This window comes from Chryseobacterium sp. 7, from assembly GCF_003663845.1.
In the GTDB taxonomy this organism is placed as follows: Bacteria; Bacteroidota; Bacteroidia; order Flavobacteriales; family Weeksellaceae; genus Chryseobacterium.
In genome coordinates this window covers 2,959,999-2,980,614 of the sequence record NZ_RCCA01000001.1, presented here as the reverse complement: position 1 = coordinate 2,980,614, position 20,616 = coordinate 2,959,999, and the positions used below count along the sequence as shown (strand labels likewise).

General features: G+C 35.6%; 13 protein-coding genes. 9 read left to right on the top strand and 4 right to left on the bottom strand.

The window, feature by feature from the left end; genetic code table 11:
- Positions 1–13 precede the first annotated feature (13 nt).
- From CLU97_RS13725 to CLU97_RS24390, 4 genes are all read left to right on the top strand, one after another.
- Entirely contained in the window at positions 14–3,289 is a 3,276-nt protein-coding gene (locus CLU97_RS13725) for a SprB repeat-containing protein (RefSeq protein ID WP_121488428.1), read from the top strand.
- Positions 3,290–3,317: 28 nt separating this feature from the next.
- The gene (locus tag CLU97_RS13720; protein ID WP_121488427.1) at positions 3,318–4,673 is read left to right on the top strand and encodes a PKD domain-containing protein; all 1,356 of its coding nucleotides are present in this window, start codon (positions 3,318–3,320) and stop codon (positions 4,671–4,673) included.
- Between the two features lie 10 nt (positions 4,674–4,683).
- Positions 4,684–6,438: a hypothetical protein gene (locus tag CLU97_RS13715; RefSeq protein ID WP_228437711.1), complete on the top strand. Its 1,755-nt coding sequence runs from the start codon at positions 4,684–4,686 to the stop codon at positions 6,436–6,438.
- A 269-nt stretch (positions 6,439–6,707) separates the two neighbouring features.
- On the top strand, positions 6,708–6,836 hold the full coding sequence (locus CLU97_RS24390; RefSeq protein WP_410493385.1) for a LytTR family DNA-binding domain-containing protein: 129 nt from the start codon (positions 6,708–6,710) through the stop codon (positions 6,834–6,836).
- Positions 6,837–6,855: 19 nt separating this feature from the next.
- On the opposite strand, the gene CLU97_RS13705 is transcribed toward CLU97_RS24390, so the two are convergent.
- A complete protein-coding gene (locus CLU97_RS13705; RefSeq protein WP_121488426.1) occupies positions 6,856–7,824 on the bottom strand; it encodes a helix-turn-helix domain-containing protein in 969 nt (322 codons plus the stop codon).
- Between the two features lie 203 nt (positions 7,825–8,027).
- Here CLU97_RS13705 and CLU97_RS13700 point away from each other — a divergent pair, with 203 nt between their 5' ends.
- From CLU97_RS13700 to CLU97_RS13690, 3 genes are all read left to right on the top strand, one after another.
- Positions 8,028–8,747, top strand: a complete 720-nt coding sequence (locus tag CLU97_RS13700) for a hypothetical protein (protein ID WP_121488425.1) — start codon at positions 8,028–8,030, stop codon at positions 8,745–8,747.
- An 88-nt stretch (positions 8,748–8,835) separates the two neighbouring features.
- Positions 8,836–10,653: a hypothetical protein gene (locus CLU97_RS13695; RefSeq protein WP_121488424.1), complete on the top strand. Its 1,818-nt coding sequence runs from the start codon at positions 8,836–8,838 to the stop codon at positions 10,651–10,653.
- Between the two features lie 351 nt (positions 10,654–11,004).
- The gene (locus CLU97_RS13690; protein ID WP_121489747.1) at positions 11,005–11,424 is read left to right on the top strand and encodes a transposase; all 420 of its coding nucleotides are present in this window, start codon (positions 11,005–11,007) and stop codon (positions 11,422–11,424) included.
- Between the two features lie 618 nt (positions 11,425–12,042).
- On the opposite strand, the gene CLU97_RS13680 is transcribed toward CLU97_RS13690, so the two are convergent.
- From CLU97_RS13680 to CLU97_RS23710, 3 genes are read right to left on the bottom strand one after another with little or no spacing between them, the layout of a single operon-like run.
- On the bottom strand, positions 12,043–12,876 hold the full coding sequence (locus CLU97_RS13680; RefSeq protein ID WP_121488422.1) for a flavin monoamine oxidase family protein: 834 nt from the start codon (positions 12,874–12,876) through the stop codon (positions 12,043–12,045).
- Positions 12,864–13,250, bottom strand: coding sequence for an FAD-dependent oxidoreductase (locus CLU97_RS24215; protein ID WP_262690743.1), 387 nt, complete (start codon positions 13,248–13,250; stop codon positions 12,864–12,866). Before CLU97_RS24215 ends, CLU97_RS13680 begins: the two co-directional genes overlap by 13 nt.
- Before the next feature lie 41 nt (positions 13,251–13,291).
- A complete protein-coding gene (locus CLU97_RS23710; RefSeq protein ID WP_183084571.1) occupies positions 13,292–13,462 on the bottom strand; it encodes a hypothetical protein in 171 nt (56 codons plus the stop codon).
- Between the two features lie 990 nt (positions 13,463–14,452).
- Here CLU97_RS23710 and CLU97_RS13670 point away from each other — a divergent pair.
- Together CLU97_RS13670 and CLU97_RS13665 are read left to right on the top strand one after the other, a co-directional pair.
- Positions 14,453–14,980: a hypothetical protein gene (locus tag CLU97_RS13670; protein ID WP_121488420.1), complete on the top strand. Its 528-nt coding sequence runs from the start codon at positions 14,453–14,455 to the stop codon at positions 14,978–14,980.
- Positions 14,981–15,042: 62 nt separating this feature from the next.
- Positions 15,043–20,601 carry a DUF11 domain-containing protein gene (locus tag CLU97_RS13665; protein WP_121488419.1) on the top strand — a complete coding sequence of 1,853 codons (5,559 nt, stop codon included), beginning with the start codon at positions 15,043–15,045 and terminating at the stop codon, positions 20,599–20,601.
- Positions 20,602–20,616: the final 15 nt, after the last annotated feature.

Sequence of the window (20,616 nt, the reverse complement as noted above, 5' to 3'; positions counted from 1 at the left end):
ACACAAAAAGGGAATGAAGAAAATTTTATTATTACTACTGACCATATTTCATGTTTTTCTCTGGGGACAGGGAGGACAGGCAGAATATAAAGTTGAGTTTAAGAACTTTAATGCCGTTATAACACACAATATACAGAACAATTCAAGTAACTCAGAGATGCATATTTTTATGTATTATGAGGATGGCTCCAGAGATGAAATCTTCTACAAACAATTGTTAAATGACAATCCCGGAAATTCTACCTATAACTATTCTAATATATATACAACGCCTAAAAAGCCGGTGGGAATCCGTTATTACATGTTTATAAACTGGATCAAACAAAGTAGTAATACTGAAGTTCATGAAGGAGATTATTTTCGTACAACAGATATATGTACTCCAATACACGTGGTAGAGTATTTTCCTAATGCTGAAAATAGTGATCACTTTGATCCTCCTTTTAATTATGATCTGAGATTTCTTCCGGTACATACGCTTATCTCTGAAAACCTTCCTGGTACCAGCCAGCCCAATACCATTTTACCCTCAGATGATAAAGTGAATTTATATGCGAAACAAGGATTTGCTGCCAATTTATACCATTATCAGTATAGCGTTGATAACGTAAACTGGATTGATATTGATCCTTCTTTATTTACTTTGAACAAACTGAGTGTTTCTGCTAAAGACCTTTTTGGAAACAACTATTCACAATATTTAGGACAGAATATCTATTTCAGAGCAGCTTCATGTCTTTCAAATGGAGTTTATGAAGCGGTTTCTTCTCCTGTTGTTTTAACTCTGTTAAAATCAGCACCTCATATCCCAACAAATACAGTAAGTCCAACCAAATGTTCAGACACCTCGGATGGAAGTATCACTTTAAATTTTGACAGAACATTAATTGCAGGTGAAAACTTAAAAGTTTCATTATTAAATACAGACACTGGAGCAGCAGTCGATTTATCAAATTCAGGTTTCCCGAATGGAGATCTGACCCCGTTTTTACAGACCAATACTACACTTGTTATTCCGAATCTTCAGCCGGGTAAATATAAGTTGGGACTATTAGGAACTTATAACGCTAATGCTACTTATACCGATGCCTCAAGCCATACTGTTAGTTTTGAGATCACCAAACCAACGCCAGTCACTTTTTCCATGACTTCACAAACTAATGTGTACTGTTTTCAGGGAAATGATGGGAATATCTCTTTAACAGCGGGTGGTGGACAAAATCAATATCAATATTTGGTTACAAAAGACGGACAGCCCTACGTAGACTGGACGAATTTTAGCAGTGGAAATACAACAATAATTCAGGGATTAAACGCAGGAATCTATAAAATAAAAGTAAGAGATTCTAACCTGTGCGTGGCAAAAGATAATGGCAGCGAAAAAGAAATAACCGTAACAATCACGCAGCCTTCTCAGGCCATTGCATTTCCGGCAGCTGAAACAGAGGTTTCGCAACCTACAGGATATGGTTTAAGCAATGGATATATTTCCGTGAGAGTCATTGGAGGAACACCCAATGCAGATGGATCTTACAATTTTGAATGGAGAAAAGACACCCCTTCAGGAACTGTGATTACATCAGGAATCACTACTGATGCAGTGAATAATCCTTATACTATTAAGCTTGACGGACTTCCTGCGGGAACCTATTATTTAACGGTAAAGGATAAAAACTATTCGGTAGCCTCAAGCCAATTGGGGAATTGCGGAATTATATCTCAGGAATTTATTGTAAATCAGCCGGATCCTCTGGTGGCTAATATTCAGCTTGAAAAACAAATATCCTGTAATATAGCCAATAATTATCAGTTCAAACCGGATGTGAATAATAACGGTATCCCGGATGAAGCAGAAGACGGAATTCTGAAAGCTGTAGTCACTGGTGGAGTAGGAAGTTATACATACCAATGGCAGATTCTGAATAACGGATTGTTTCAGGATATTCCGGGAGCTAATCAGGTTACTTTGGATAATCTTACAACCGGAACGTATAAAGTTTTAGTGAAAGATTCAAAAAATAATACAACGGATGCGCAATATGTTCTTGTTTTCCCTTCTGAATTAGCTATTACCTTAGCAGCCAATACTATTTCATGTTATGGACAAAATGGAGGACAGGTTTCCGTTACAGCTACCGGAGGAACAGGAGCTTATTCTTACCAGTGGAATACCAATGATACAACTCCTACGGTTACAGGACTATCCGCTGGCAACTATTTTGTTCTTGTGAATGATGCCAAAAACTGCAAAGTAAGTGGAAGTGTACAGATTCAGGGGCCAAACCAATTGGCGATTGATGATATTTTAGTACAGAATCCCATTTGCTATGGAGCAGCTAACGGTGAAATTAAAATAAGTGTTTCAGGTGGAAAAGCACCTTACACAATTGCCTGGACCAATGGAATAACGGGAGAAAATAATACAGGTCTTGTTGCAGGACAATACACAGTTACTGTTACGGATGCTAACGGATGCAGTATTTTCAGACAGTATACTTTAACGGATCCGGTGCAGCTTACCGTAGATTTAGGCAAAGACAGAACACTGTGCCTGGGAGATACCCAAACCTATAATGTAACCATAACCGATCCGGCTGCCACCTACCAGTGGAAAGACCAAAATGGAAACATAATCTCTACAGATCCTTTCATCACAATATCTGCTGCAGGAACATATACTATACTCATTACAGACTCTAAAGGATGTACGGCAACAGATACCGTTGTGATTAAAAATTCTTCAGAAGTCCTGAACCCGCAGTTTATGCTGACAACTCATGCTTACAGGGAAGCTACAGTAGTATTGGTGAATACTTCTCCTACTAAACCTGAAACTGTAGAATGGGTGATTCCTAATACACCAGATATCCAGGTGATTAATAAAACAGACGATTTCATAGAACTTAAATTCTTACAATTAGGTGCTTATGAAATTGGGCTTAAAGGAACACAGGGAGAATGCGAAAAAATATTCTACAAAAAAGTAATTGTAGAAGAAAATACAACTGGAGTAAATCTGAATCCTGAGAAAGCATCCAATGTAAGAGAATTTACCATTCTTCCGAATCCAAATAATGGAATATTCAGCATTTTGGTAGGTTTAGACAAAGCGGCGATCATCAATGTAAGAATTATAGATATGGTTTCTCACGAAGCCTATCCGGCAGTGAAGAAAACACCATCTACTTACTTTACCATTCCTTACAATACTTCACTTCCTGCAGGATCTTATCTGATTATTCTGGAAACCGGAAATGAAGCGCTGGTGAAAAGAATGCTCGTACAATAACAACCATGACAAACACAGTAAAGAAACAATGAAACTCAACAAAAACCTAAGCTGGTATATTTTCCTTATTGCTGCAATAGCATCTGTTTTCAATGCATGCGCAGTAGAGGAAAGTATACCTGTAAAGGCTGATTTTAGTATAAAAGTGATTAATAATGATTTTTCAGTTCCTGTAAAAGTAGAAATTACCAATAAGTCTACAGGTGCAGAAACCTATGAATGGTCATTTGAGGGAGCATCAGTCACAAGTTCTACAGAGAAAAGTCCACAGCCGATTACTTATGCTGCTCCGGGAGTGTATAAAATAAAATTAAAAGCCTCCAATAAAGACGGCAATGCAGATACAAAAGAAATAGAAGTAAAAGCAGATGCAGCTGTGAGTGTAGATTTTGACTGGCAGATGCAGGGAAGTGATATCTCTCCGGTAACCTTAAAAATGATCAATAAATCACTGGGAGCTACTCAATATCTTTGGGAATTTGATGGAGGAAATCCAGCCACGTCCAATGAAGAAAACCCGCAGGTAGTATTTACAACACCCGGAGATCATACCATTAAGCTTACTATTTCCAACGGATTGGAAACCTATTCTACTCAGAAGACTGTCAACGTGAAACCTGCAATGACCATCGATTTCAATTGGACAGTACATGCAATAGATAATGATTATCAGGCGCCTGTATTGATTCATCTTAACAACCTCTCCACAAATGCCACTTCATATGAATGGACAATTGCAGGAGCGGTTCCGGCTGTTTCCACAGCTGCCAGTCCGGATATCAATCTGCCTGCTGCGGGAACTTATACGATCATTTTAAAATCAACCAATGATAAAGAAACCAAAACCTTACAAAAACAGGTAACGGTTTTAGCAGATACTAATTTATTATCATTCTCAGATATCAAACTGGGAATCAACAGTGCACACGCTTCGGTAGGATGTTTCTTTTCATCAGAATTAGGAACTGTCATTAAGCAGGGAGAGGTGGATCAGACGAATGGTTCCAAAATAGATTTTGCATTCTTCGGGCTTAATTCATCATTTCTGTACAATCAGTTTGTTTCACCGGATGAGGTTCAGAATACCGGCTTTATGGCAATTCCCAATGCGATCCACACGAAAGTGATCAATTCCCAGGAATCTGTGGGTGTACAGCTTTCTCCGGCAGGTTTTGATGCGTTGGATTCCGGGGATGATTTTGCTGCTGTAAATGTATTGGAAACCAATGCGGGAAAATCACCATTTACCAATTCCATCGTTCCTAGAATTGTTCTGTTCCAGACCACAGATGGAAGAAAAGGAGCCATTAAAATCAAAAATTTTGTGACTAATGGCCCAGGTTCCTATATTGTGGTGGATATCAAAGTACAAAAACAACCTTAAAGCTTTTTTTATGAAGAAAATTTATACAAAAAGCACTGTTTTATTGCTTTTGACTTCAGCTTTTACGATGAGTAATGCACAGGAAGTAGATCTCGAAAACCTGGGAAAGAGAACCATGGAAGAGCTCAAAAAGAATCCCTTTAAAATAAGTGGAGGAATTTCTGCCAACTCAGTTTTTTACAATTCTAATGTGTACAATGGAAGAGCTCCGTTTACCTATTTTCTCAATGGAAATCTCAATTTAGGACTCTATAAATGGACGATGCCCATATCCTACAGCTTTACCAACCAGGGAAGCCAGTTAGGATATCAGGTTCCTTTTAAATTCAACAGATTAAGCATTGCTCCCAAATATAAATGGATCAAGGCATATATTGGTGACGCCAATATGACCTTTTCGCCCTATACGTTTAATGGACTTTTGTTTACAGGAGCAGGAGTAGAACTTACTCCGAATATTCCTCTTAAAGTGGCTTTAATGACGGGAAGGCTTAACAAAGCAGTGGAAGATGACGGAAACCCGAGTACAATCCCGGCGTACCGAAGAATGGGCTACGGAGCATATATCAGGTGGGAAAAAGAAAAATATAAATTAGGGCTAATAGGATTTTATGCAAAAGATGATGTAAGTTCTTTATCCGTAGCTCCCGATGCAAAAGGAGTTCTGCCGCAGGAAAATCTCGTACTGTCTATGACGGGAAGTTTTATGATTGATAAAAATCTGGAAGTATATGGAGAATATGCCAATTCTGCTTTAGTGGAGGATTTAAGAGCTTCCTCAAATGCGTCTGTGAAAAAAGGAATTGCATCAAAATTTCTTACTTCAAATTCTTCGCTTCAAAGCTATTCTGTATATAACGGAGGGGTCAATTTAAAACTTAAAAAAGGAATGATTGGTGTAAAGTATGAAAGAATAGATCCCGGCTACAGAACGTTAGGGGCTTATTATTTTAATAATGATCTTGAAAATATTACGCTGAATACAGCCTTTACTTTCTGGAAAGATAAATTGGCACTTTCCGGAAATATAGGCAGACAAAGGGATAATCTTGACGAACAGAAATTCAAGCAGACCAGCCGTTGGGTAGGCGCTGTAAATGCAAATTTGAAAGCGTCTGATAAGCTGATGATCACGGCAAGCTATTCCAATTTTACGATGTTTACCAACAGGCAGCTTAACCAGTTTAATAATATCAACAATAATCCATTGCTGATTCAGCAGCCCAAAGATTCTATAGATTATAAACAGATCTCACAGAATACCAATATCAATGTCAATTACGTTCTGTCCAGCACCAAAGAAAAGGTTCAGAATATTAATATTAATTATTCACTTAACGATATGGTAAGCCGGGAAAATGGAATTGTAAGAAAAGGAGGGTTGTCCAGATTTCATAATGCGAATATCAACTACAGTTTAGGATTTCCGGAGAAAAAAATGAGTATTGGTACTTCCTTTAATTATACCCATACATTTGCTGCCTCTCAGACCTCCACAATCTGGGGGCCGGCTCTGACGGTAACTAAAGCTTTTCTTAAAGAAGATAAACTTAAAACCAGTTTTGGTACTTCTTATAACCATTCGGGAAGCCGTACAGCTAATATTAACGTGACCGGTTTTAGACTAGGCGCTAACTATATTCCTTGGAAAAAACATAGTTTTGACCTGAATTTTATTCAGATGTTCAGAAGCAGCAACCAGGCTGTTGAAAATCCAAACGTAAACGAAATGACCTGTACCGTAGGTTATAATTACAGTTTTTAACTAAAAAAGTCAGCTAAGAATAATATTATCCTAAAAATGTCAGGACGAGAATGTATTACTCGTCCTGATTTGTTTTATTCCAAATTCACATTGGGCTTACATCTTTACACATTCCGATAACTCTTCACTTAGTAGTGTACCTGGTTTTGTACTATTAAATTACCGCTTGATCATAAAAAAATGGCATAGCTAAGTCAGAAAGAAGCATTATTCATCCCTGTTCAGGATATTCTGCGATATGAATCATCAAATAATTATACTACTTTTTTTTGAAAGATAACACCGCATATTTAATTTCTAAACCCATATATGAATATGATGAAATGCTAAAACCTTTTGGATTTATAAGATGTCATCAGTCACATCTTGTCAATAAGCAGTATGTATTAAGAATTTAGTTGTAACATATTGATAGGCTTATTTTTTTACCTCCCGTATATACTCACTTGGGGTCATCCCCACAATTTGCTTGAAAGCCCTGTTAAAAGTAGATTGGTTGATGAATCCCGCTTCGCTGTAAATATACATGAGTGTTATCTTTTCCAGATCGTTTTTTTCAATCAGTTCCTTCACATAATTAATTCTATGTGAATTCACATAGGTGTTGAAATTGGGATACCCTTGTAGCCTTATTGCTCTCGATATGTAATTATTATTTGATTTTAAAATAGTATTTAGCAGAGAAATATTAAATTTTGGATTAATGAAATATCTTTGTGTGATCATCTCATTTTCTATTTTTTCAAACAATGATTTTGCATCTGAAATATCCTCTTCATCTAATGTGATAGGAAGAGTGATCTGCTCTCTTTTTTCTATAGTAGAAAGCAGCTCCTGTTCTTTCATTTTATCTTTATAATAAACAAATAAACAGCTGATTATAATATTGAAGCTGACTACAAGTATATCTGTATACCGAATTTTTGTGTATGAAATCTCTATAGAATTAAATGAAAAAAAAGTAGTTATAAAAAGCAGTACAATAAATATTGATAATGAATATATTGAATAAATAAAACCTTTTCTTTTCCCAAGAAAGATATATGCTCCAAAAGGAATGGGAACCAGCCAGCAAAAATTAACAATAGTATATTTCCAGAAATAAAATATTAAGAAAAACACGTACAATGGTGCAAAGATGAGATAAGTTTGTACTTTTTTTTCTAAAGATATTGATGGAAAAGTAGTGTCTTTGAAAATATACATCAGGACAACTAAAAAAAATGTTCCTACAAGACAATAATATCCTACCAGTTTGTCATTAATAATGAAAAAGAATATAAGGGTATATATTAATAAAATAATTGCCATCAGATAATTATATCTGGTTACCAATTCTTTTTTAAGTCGTAAAGCTTCCTGTTCTCTCAGTTTTATATTATCCATTTTCTTTTGTGTTTTTTATGAAATACCCAATAATAAATCAATTTTCATTTGTTTAATTTTTTGTTTTTCAGTAGGTTATATTGTATTTTGTTTCTGAGTGATAATGTTTGCTTTTTTCAATAAGTAATCACTTTTCATTGATGCTTTTTCCTATTTATTTTCCCATTCCCTATTGGTTCGTATAACTTTGCAGGGAAATACAAATGATAAAAAATATTGTGCCTATAGCAAAAAAGATATTAGTAGGTGTTCCTATACCGGGAGCAGTATTTATCTGTGGCACGAGGGTGCAATCTGGAAAAAAACAGAAACAAATTAAGTGCGGCAAAAATAATCAAAATAATGATTCGGATCTAATTTTTGTCTCGGAAGAATCTTACATTTCTAATGAAGTCCAACTGCCAATCCAAACAAAAAATTCTTCTTTCTTAAAGAATAGGAATAAAGAAATAAAAACAAATGATGTCTTTTTTGTTTTGAAAGAAACGGTTTTATACAGTTTACAGGATATTCTTATTAACAGGAAAATAAAAGCTAATGATATAAGGTCTGTACAGTCTTCTAATCAGAAAACAAAATTGCATGAAGATATAGATGGAATAAGAGAGAAGAAACGTATAAAAATTAAAAGTATTTACTTTTCAAACTGTAATAGTCTACATTATAGGCTTTCTGTTTCAAATGGCAGATATTGCATGTCCTTATTATCTGGTTGCTATTTTAAATTACTGACTTTTAGTTGGTTAAATCAGATTCCGTTTTTTGTTTTTTTATTAGATCTATGGCTTGTGTATAACACCAACTCTCCATTATATTTTTTTATAAAAAATCTTAGAATCAGACCCCCACCTATTTGTTTTAAGTATAAAAATATATCAAATACTTATAAGGTTCAGGATCTAACAAGCTTTAAAAGTTGTTAGGACCAAATAAAATACAATTCTAAAACATTAAATGTGAAATGGATTAACAGGATATTATATTTCTGTTATCACAACAATTAAAAAACAAATGAAGAAAAATATAATCTTAATTTTTGCTGTATTATTCTCCGTATTGGCATATAGCCAGGTGGGTATCAATACGGACCGCCCAAATTCTAATGCGGGATTACATGTGTCGGAAAGAAAGAATCCAGCAAGTACAGGAGTACCAGATAAATACAACGGTGTGATGATACAGCGTTACACTGCAACAGAAAGAGATAATATCACAGTAGCAACGGCAGAAAACAGTATGATGATCTTTAATACCACTGAGAACTGTTATAATTACTGGGATGCTCCTGAGCTGGAATGGAAAAGTCTTTGTGGAAATATGGGGAATGCTAAATTCACCTTCGATTGTGCTAACGTATCTCTGAAAGGAACCTATGTAAAAGGAAAAGAAACAGATGGTACCAATTATATAGCAATCACTTTAGTAAACGTAACAAAACCCGGTGCTTATCTTATAACAGCATCTTCTAATCCTGAAAACGGGTATTCGTTTGTAGGGCAAGGTACTTTAACAACAACTGGGACACAGACTATAAGACTGTACGCACAAGGAACACCTACAGCTGTAGGGACAAATAACTTCATTATCAGTTCTTCAGGAAGCACATCCCAAACAGCATGTACTGTTCCTGTAACTGTAAACCCGGATATTGCAGCTTATGCACTTAATTGTTCTTCTATCACTGTTAACGGTAACTATGTAAAAGGGACAGCGCTTACAGCTAGTAATACGATTACGATGAACGTTAATGTAAATACATTAGGCTCATATAATATCTCTACACCTAATGTAAATGGTGTTACTTTCTCAGCTTCAGGTGTATTTACTTCAACAGGGACACAGCAAATCACTTTGATAGGAAGTGGAACACCTACAGTAAACACTGATTTTCAGGTTGCAATAACTGCCAATACAGTTAGCGGAAATGCTACATGTTCTGCTACTATACCAGTAATATTACCTGCTATGACATATGCTCTGATTGGAAATGATGGTACTTATTCATGGACTGGTACAAGAAATAGTGCACTTAATGCAAACTTTAGTCCTAATGGGGTTGTGAAAATTGTGAATTTTACCCAGGCTTGGAGTACAAATGATGCTGCAACAGCAACTACAAATATTACTAACAATCCACCGGATATTATTATGTATTTTTCTTATGCTGCTCCAAACAGTGCAGCTTTAACAAATGCACTAAGAGATTATGTAAGAAAAGGGGGGGTACTTATCTATGCTAGTAACTCAACTGGTCTTGGCAGCCCGGTTGGTACAGGATTAACAGATGCTCAGACTTTAATAAACGGAATCTTTAATTTGCCAACATCTGAATTAGCATGGCAGACAACCTGTACTGTAAATTGTCCTGCAGTACCAAATGATGATAATAATTACGCAATCAATATTTTACCAAACGATCCGGTAATAAATGGACCTTTCGGTAACCTGGGAGGTAAATATTGGGGTGAAGATAATACTACAACCGGAACTATTGTAATGAGATCTCTTCCTGCAGGATCAGTTCAGGTAGCTCCGGCTAATAATAATTGGGGACATATAGAAGTAAATCCTTCTTATTCTACTGTTTGGTATAACGATAATTATAATTTCTTTATGCTGGGAGATACTGTAGGAGTAGCAACTCAAGGTAATACGGATCCTGGTGGATATCCATCAATATTCAACAATAGCACTTGGCTTCCTGTGTCAAAACAATACGGTAATGGTGATAACACAGCTTCACCATACGTTTATAATTCAGCATTAGAAATGAATGCTGTAGCATGGGGGCTAAAGAAAGCTGCTGTATCAGGAATTAATCCACACTAATTGTAAAGTAAAGAGAATACAATCTATTTTAATTTATAATTACTCTGAAAGCCCTCGTTTTTAAATTATTATTATACGAATCAAATGATAGAACAAACGGGGGCTTTCTATTAAAAAATATAAATAATTCAGCTTTTTAATGAAATATTCTAAAATGCAGTCTAAAAATTTAAATTAAACGAAATAATAAGATGTTTCATATTAAAAAGAATTATCCCTATTTATTTTTTTAATAGAATACCCTAACATCTTAAAATAGATTTTCAATAACATCACTGCATGGCTTCAACGCTAACGGTGATTCAAATAGAAAGAGTATTACCAAATTCAATCAAAGATCTACTATATTTTATGAATTTCAAAAGTATCCACATTGGGCAATTAATTGAACAAGGAGTAAAAAATAATGAAATAGAGGTATCACGTATCTGTAATTTTTTTAAATGTTCCCAGAAAGAAGTAAGAGAAATGTACCTTCAAAAAAGTCTTGATTCAGAAATTCTGTTGAGGTGGAGTAAACTCTTGGAATATGATTTTTTTAGACTTTATTCACAGCACTTGATATTATATGCACCGCCTACAACAGGTCTTAAAACAAAAAATCAAACAATAAGCCTTCCTAAGTTTCGTAAGAATGTCTATACAAAAGAAGTTATTGATTTTATTTTAGAACAAATCCATACCGGTGAAATGAGTAAGATTCAGATAATGGAAAAATATAAGATTCCTAAGACTACACTTTATAAATGGATAAACAAGTATAAGAAATGATACCAGATTATAAACTTATCTATACAGATATACTTATTAAGAAGTTCCCTCATAAACAGGAGAGATGTAAAAAATTGCTGGAGAAAGATAATTTATCTGTCTTAAATATTATTGAACTCAATACAATAATTTTCGGAAAAACAAATAATCAAACTGAAAATGATAACCAGAAGTATCGTTCCTATAGAAAATCTGATATTTTAATAATATTAGATTACCAGAAAAAACACAAACTTAATAATAGCCAGTTGGCGAGTCATTTTAAATTAAGTAGGAATACGGTTGCGAAATGGAAAAAAATATTTTTGGTATGAAAAGGGAGACATTGTCTCCTTTTTTATTTCCCGGTATATAAACGGCAGGAACTTTTTGATGCACTCCTCATACATAGAGATATAAAAAAGACAGCGCAAAGGCTGTCTAAAAACTTAAAGTCTGAAAAAAAATATTTTTTATTAAATAATATGCTCTATCTTTTTGCAAAGCTAGTATAGTATTTTATAGCTATAGTAAAGTTTGAACGAAACCTTAAGATAACTTTCAAATTTGATTTATTGTATTGATAGGGAGGGTTTTATTTATTGGGAGTAATAACAAGAGGATATTTAAAGAATTTAATTAATTTTGATTTAAAATTTCTTTAGCAACCCTTTCGCCTGATAAAACTACTCCTTCCATAAACCCTTTAAAAAGAGTAGATGTTTCTGTGCCAGCCCAATGAATATTACCGGAAGGTTTAGTTAAATATTTTCCATATTTTGAGTAAATACCATTTTTAAAAAGTCCGGAGTAAGCCCCGCCAATCCAAGGATTATTGGTGAATGAATAATCTATATACATAATAGGATTTAAAGCTTTTTCCCCAAATATATTGGCGTAAGCCTTCAATAAAATTTCTTTTCTTTCGTGTTCAGATAACTGGAGAAGCTCTTTTGCTCTGTTCGCATGAATTAATGAAGTAATAATTCCACGATCCGAACCTGGTACTGAATTGTCAACGGAGAGCTCTACTATTTCATCAAGACAAACCATGGAACCGCTCAAGCCTGTCTCCTCCCAAAATGGTCTGTCATAAATAGCATTACATTTAATTACAGTACCCATTTCCATAGAATTGATTAATGTTTGCTTTTCAATTGGCAATTCCGGAGTAAATTTTATATTTTTTACAACAGGTAACGGAGCTGTTACAATTACTTTTTTTGTTTTTACCGAAAGATCATCATTTCCGATAAGAATGTAGCTTTCCAATTGTGTTACAAATGAAACCGGGCAATTCAGTTTTACGGCATCCTTTACCAGATTATATATATAATTACTGATCCCCTGTGCTCCTCCTGAAATTCGATCACTTAAGGCTCCGTCTTCTACCTTTTCCGTTTGTTTTAAAGAACCTGTAGCCTTTGCATTCACCAATGCCTGGAATAATGAAACATTTTTTACATTTTGCATAGCATTGCTTCAGCTGTTCTTTTTATCAGAATTCTTGCCTTTTTGTTTGAAATTGTTTCTTCAATCCAATTTCCTATACTCCGATTATCCATTTCATATGTATTTTCCATAAGCCAGGGGTTTTCTAAGGAAATCTTCGATGATTTTCGGTCAAAAACATACATAAGTTTTAGTGCTGATAATAAGGCAAACAAGCCCAATGGAAGTGTTTCTCCTTTGTATGAGCTATTTTTTCCATCTAACCGCAATATATTTTTCCCATAAGTATAGGTTGGAAAAGTCTGCAATCCTGCTTCTGCCACAAGTTTATACATTTGATCGTGACCTTTGCCTATCCACTGTCCACCCAAGTCAACAAAATCATTCGAACCAATGGGTTGAGTCCATGTATGTCCTCCGACTCTGTCTTGTGCTTTTAAAACAAGAATTTTTTTTCTGCTTTAGATAGTATTTTAGCAGCATTGAGTCCGCTTAGCCCTGCACCAATAATCACTACATCATAAAGTTCTTCTATTTCATTTGGAGATTCTGAGTTAGAGAAAACCGTAGTATTCTCTAAAATAGTTTTAAAGTCTTCCTGGTCCATCTGTAGTTTTTTCTAAAGATAGCAAATCAAAACGTACAAAAATCATAATTAGAATAGGAAAATACCTGATCTATAAAGGAGTTAACTATTTTAATGCTAGTGTATTTTAACTGTTGTTTTGTTATTTGTTTATGGTGTTCTAAAATTTTCTAATTAAGATTATAATAAATAATTGAAATTAATGAAATGACAATTATTTCGAAATTGAAATTTTGATAGAAATATTTTACTTTTAATTTTATATGCCATTATTGATGGTAGGCCCTAAATCCTTTGGACAAAAAAATTTCAGACCACAGCGCAAAGGAATTATTCTTCCTTAAGTAAACAGTGCTTTAAGTGCGGCTCCTGAGACATCATTTTTTACAGTGCGGTGTCTGAATTTAAATAGAGGGATTGATATGATGTATTTGGTAAGGAAGGATGAATATTATATGAGCAATACCTTAAATAAATGTAAATTCATCAGAGATCGAATCTGAATATAAATATTGTTTTTTTATAGTATAGGAGTGTGGTATCCTTCGGAGGTAATTGTAGCTTACTTTAGCTGTAAATATAATATCATATTTATGTGAATAAAATAAAAAATGTTGTTTTTTTTATTTATATAAAAATATTTTCTTACATTTAATACGTTGAATAAAATTTATAAAATGCTTTGTATTGATATTGATTTTAAAAAAGTAGTTTCCAAATTCTAGAAGATCAAGCTCAATATAATCCAGACACTATTATAGCTTATAAATATTAAATAAGAAGTAAATAATATATAAGTAAAAGGATAGAATATATTTTTTTTAATAAAGAAAAGCCTTAATTCCCTCATTTTAATCTGATTCAGGATCATATCTTGAGTGAGTATGTAATAAGACAATCAACTTTGTCTTTTACGATAATAAAGCACACATTATGAAACACTCAACACAACAGGTTAATCCCTTTTTGTCCTTTTGCAAGAGGACTTTGTTACTGTTGTTAGTTTTTTTAATGGCTTCGAACTTTCATTCGCAACATTTATATTATCAAAAAGGTACTGAAATTACAATTCGTGAAAATACAACACTCTATATTGTAGATTCCGGAATCGTAAACCAAATAACGTTGAAAGATTTTGAGGAGCAGAATACTCCGCAGATACAATCTTTAAATGAAGCAAAACAAGTTGTATTTAATGATAAAAAAATCAAAACTCTTTCCGGAAAAGATCAAAAAAAATCTGTTTCAAAGTCTTTAAAAGAAAAAGTAAAAAATTACCCGGCAGTTGAGCCTGCTATATTTGTAAATATTTGTCCAGATAACTTTTTTTCTCCCAATTCAAAAGGAATCGCAAATTCCGGATTTATTCCGCTTCAATATAATCTGAAATTCTTAATTGAAAATATAATATTTAAGTCTATTCACGGATATTCAAGTAATACCAGTAATAAAATAACTAAGAATGGATTTCTTCTTTTTAAAGAATCCTATTTCTCACTTTATACAAGCCGTCCCCCGCCTTCTGAGTTTTATTTTTAAAGAAAAAATATACTCATATTTAATTCTAAATAAAAATCAAAGTGAAAAAAATCAATATTCTAATGGGTATACTCCTAATGGGGAGTATGCTCATACTCACAAAAGCTCAAAGTCCCGGCGGAATAGCTCCCCAGCTTTGGTATAAAGCTGACGTTATAACACCCGTTTCAGGAACTGTTACTACATGGAACAACAGTGCTTCCGGGTCCTATAATTTAATACAGCAAGGTGGTGCCAGTACTGTGCCGGCTTATAATACAAACCAGATCAATTTTAATCCTTCTGTAAGGTTTGATGGTACAGATGACCGCTTATTTACTTCCGGAGTTCCGCAAAATGTAACAACTTCTGCGGCAGCTCCTTATCAAACATCCCAATACATTGTTTACAGAAAATTGGGAGCGTCTTCAAATCCGCTTTACAGTCATTCTGATGGGGGCGGAGGAACATGGAATGTAGGAGCAAACTCTGCAGGAGGTATGCTGATCACTAACCGATTTGTAAACACGTCTGCCCCTGCTGCAAATGAAGTTCGGCTACAGTCACTGAATGGAGATTCAAATGCGGCTACAGCCTATCTTAACGGAACTGCAATGTCTTCTTCATTAGGTTCGGGCACTGCTTCTGCCGGGACCCAAAGTTTCTGGATAGGAGCTCAGGGAACTAACGGATTTTCAAATTCCGACATTGCGGAAATTGTAATTTATAATACCACACAGACATTAGGACGTCCCCAGATAGAAAGCTATCTTACGCTGAAGTATGGAATTACAAAATCAGGCAATTATGTTGCTTCAAACGGGACAACAATTTATTGGAATGCTACAACAAATACTGGTTATAATAATAACATTACAGGTATTGGGAGAGATAATAATTCTGCGCTTTATCAAAAGCAGTCTATGAGTATAAACCCGGGACAGCAAATTTTGATTGGTCTTACAGGAATGGCTAATACAAATACCGCCAATACCGGTATACTCACTGATCAGCAGTTTCTTGTTGTAGGAGATAACGGACAGGCAAAAACACCTTCAGCTACAATCAGTGGTATTGCAGGAGTCAATTATCGTTTGGGTTCTGTCTGGAAAGTACAGAATACCGGAATAGTAGGGACAGTAAGAGTAATGTGGCCTCAGGGATTAAATAATTTAAAACTTGTTCAGAATAATCTGGATCCCACCTTTACAGTAGGAAATACTGTTACTGATATGTCAGCCAATACACAGACTATCAATGGAGTTGTTTATAATTACGCTGATGTGTCTCTGGCTAACGGACAGTTTTTTACTTTAGCAGCTTTTGTACAGGCTCCGGGAGGTGTTATTAATAACCTTCAGGTTTGGAATAAAGCTGACTTTGGAACAAATACAACAGCAGAAGGTGGTACCGTTACATCCTGGACTAATTCTGCGGCGGCCGGAGGACAGCTTCAGGCATTATCCGGATTTTCTTTACATACGGCTGCTTCTACTTACATGAATTTAGGATCTAATTTCAACCCTATGGTAAGGATGATTCAGGGTGCGGGATTAGGAATGCTTAATGCTTTTTCTACCAATGTAACAACATCTGGAACGGGAGGAACGTTTTATAATGTCTCCAAAGCCGGAGCAGGTGGTACGCCTACAGTAGGTTACAATGTACAGATGAATGTAAGTGCAGCAACATTAAGTGCCGCAGGTTCAAATATAGGAGAAATGGGCCCATATATTAATAGTGCCACATCTTCAGGAATGTTTGTGTTTCCCGGAAACGTCACAACCACTAATTTCTTTAATCCATCTACTAATAATATTTTAGGATTTGCCTATACTACAGGTACGGCAGGCGCCTATCCTTATAAGATAAATGGTAAAAGTAATCCTCCATCCGGCAGTTATAACCAGCTTGCATTTACAGGCAGAAATTTCCATCTGAATACAGATACAGATGGTGGCGCCGAAAGAGGAGGGTTTGACTATCAGGAGGTAATTGGTTATGAAAGACAAGTAACTGCAGCCGAACAAAACAGGATTGAAAGTTATTTAGCTGTAAAATATGGTGTTACAATGGATCAGACTGTTGCTACAAATTATGTTGCTACTGATGCAAGTGTAATTTGGGATGCTACGGTCAATGCTGCTTACAATCAAAACATTACCGGTATAGGCCGGGATGATGCCACAGCATTAAATCAAAAACAATCTCAAAGTATCAACACGGGTTCCCAGGTTGCTATAGGAATTGGTGGCGCATTAGCCAATACAAATGCATTAAATGTGAACAGTTTCTCTACAGATAAGCAATATGTAATCTGGGGAGATAATGGTTTGGCAAGAACATTAACGGTTCCATTTACAGGAGTTTCTGGAGTTAATTTACGCTTTGCAGCCATTTGGAAGGTTCAGAATACAGCTTCAGTGGGAACCGTAAGAGTAATGTGGCCACAAGGTATCACAAACCTGAGATTGGTTCAAAGCTCCGATGCCGTTTTTGATAATACAGATACGGTTACCAATATGTCGGCCAATACACAGGTTATCAATGGTGTAACATACAATTATGCAGATGTAACATTGACGAATGGCCAGTTCTTTACCTTTGCAGGGTTCATCAATGCTCCGGCGGGTGTTGTAGCAGGATTGGGGTATTGGTATGATGCAGGGGTTACTGCTACTCTTACCACCTGGGCTGATAGAGCAAACGGATTTACTTTGAATAAAAATGGTGGAGCAGTGACATTATCCAGCGGTGATAAAAATAGTAACTACAACCCATTCTACACATTCTCTTCAACAGATTATGCGCACTTTACAGGGGTTATAGACCCTGTAGCATTGGGCAGATTGCATACAACTTTCGCTGTAGGAGCAAAATCAGCAGATATTGACCCTACTTATAGCCATATTTTCAGATTTGGATTAGCGAGCGGAAGTGGAACTCTTCACAGGTATGGTTTAGGGATTAATACAGCTAGTAATCTTGCTACTCTTCACTATATCGATAATGGAGGTACCATCAACAGGCAAAATACAGCCTTCAATGCTATTTTAAATAGAATGACATTAGTGGGAGGGCAAGTAAGCTCAATTGTTAGCGGTAATAATAAGCAGGTTGGTTTCAATGGTAATTTTGTTACTTTTTCGGATGCTATAACTGCCGATGTTAATCCGAATATGCAAATTGGAGGAAGTGTCTTTGGTTTCGCAGGAAGAATACCCGAAGTTGCATATTATAACGTAAGCTTATCAACACAGGACAGAGACAAGGTGGATTCTTATTTTGCCATAAAATATGGTATTACATTAATCCAGCCTCAAAATTATCTTAATTCTGATGCTACCATTGTTTGGAACTCTGCTACCAATAATGCTTTCAACAACAATATCTTTGGTATTGCAAGAGATGTTAGTGGTAATTTAGACCAGAAAGTTTCTCACAGTATTAATGACAACAGCATTCTTACTGCATCTACTATTAATGATTTTGCGTCACCAAATTCTAATGTTAGCAGAACATCATTGGCCGATAAAGGATTTATGATGTTTGGTGATAATAATATCAATACAGGAACTACGGCTGTAAATCCTGTGAGCTGTCCTGCTTTGTCAGACGGTCTTATGAGAATCAACAAAACTTGGCTTGTTCAGGAAACAGGAACCGTTGGGGCTTCTTATTTTGAGGTAGATTTATCCACTTATAATATTAATAGCGAAGTTTCTCTATACTTTGCAGATGACAGCGGTTTCACAACCAACACAGGAATTTCTCCTGCAGTATCAATTTCCGGAGGTAAAGCTGTTTTTTATTATAATTTTAAAAACGGACAGTACTTTACAGTAGTTGGAAAAGTTGGACCTGCAGCATGCCAGACATGTTTGGGAGGAAAACAAACCCTGCAAAACGGAATGGCTTGGTTTAACGGAGGGGCAACAGGTGCCACAAACAATGCTTTAAATAATGTTCCTTTAAATGGAGCAGCTCCTGCGAGTGGTGCATTATCAGCAGATATCAGTGTTACATATCCTTCAGGTGTAGAATGGATTCCTACAATTTTCCCAAGGATGTATGGTACATGGACTCAATTATCAAGATACGATAATATGAGCGGTGCAGCAGGAAAAGTGTCTTATACTGTAAATTTAAAAGATATCAGCGGAACAAAAGCTGCAAAAGCAAGCTTCCAGATTGCAGGTATTACCAAATTGGCAGGACAGTCTACTGTTGTAAAAGTTATCGGATACTGCGGTGCAAATCAGATAACTCCGAAAATGAATTATGCTTATAATTCAACTCCGGCGCTGAATAATCAGTTGAGAAGATACACCATTGACGCTTCTACAGGAACCGCAACGGGAACTCAGCCTTATTTGGATATTACAGATTTTGCAACGGTGAATGTAGATTTTGAAAAACCTGTTGAAAAAATTGTGATAGAATGGACGATTGACAGAAGTCCGGTATTCAGTAAAGTTGATTACCTTTATATTGGTGATATGTCATTTGTTTGCGATAATCCGATTGAGCCGGTTCCGGACAACATCAATATTATTGCTTCCTATATTGAGAATCAGCTGCCAACTTGTGAGGATGCAACGTTAAAATTAAATATTAAAAATAATAACTGTTCATCTAAAACAATTGATATTAATAATGTTCTGCCGGCAGGATTGCAATATGTAGCAAACAGTTATGTAGGCCTTGGAACTGAAGCTCCAACGTATGCAGGTCAGAATTTCTTATTAAATGATCTAACGGTACCTTCAGGAAACTCCTATATTTATATACAGGTGAGACCATCAGGAGCCGGAACCTACGCTACACACTTCAATTTTACAGTTGATGGCGGAATAAACAATCCGAATCCTTACAGAAGTGATGACGACAGCGGAGCTGCGGGATACCAGGATACAAGCATTACGTACACTGCTTCTACGGCAATTGTGAAACCAACGGTAACAAAATCTGTGGACAGATGTTTCGGAACAACCTCAACAGAGCTGGAATACACGGTTAATATTACAAATAATGATACTAATCCTATTACCAATGTTGAGTTTACAGATAATCTGGACGCAGCACAGACTTATATCGCAGGTTCTTTAATACAAACCAATTTTACAGCAAACGGAACGGCGGTATTTGACGGAGATCAGGTTTATATATCAGGAATGAGCATCGCAGCAGGACAAACAGCTGTGGTTAAATTTAAAGTGAATACCAATACTTCGGCTGCAATAGCTTATACAGATGTAGACGGTAGCAAGTATTTCAATAATCTGGCTTCTGTTGTCGTAAATCCTCAGTCACAGTGCGGAGCTTCGAATTCAGTATCTTCCAATTTATTGAAAGTTCTGGCGTGTACTTTCTGTACAAAAGACCCGAATACATCTCCTGCTGATTTGTTCACTAAAATTGGTATCACTATTCAGACAAAACAAAACGGATGGCCGGAAAATCTTCCTAATGGTGCCGTGGCACTGGAATCCAAAACAAGAGGATTTGTTATTACCCGTTCTCAGAGTTCCGCTATTGTAAATCCTGTAGAAGGTATGCTGATGTATGACACAGTGGATAAATGTATGAAGCTTTACAATGGAACAAGCTGGAACTGCATCGTTAGAAGCTGTAATGAATAATAATATTTAAATTTA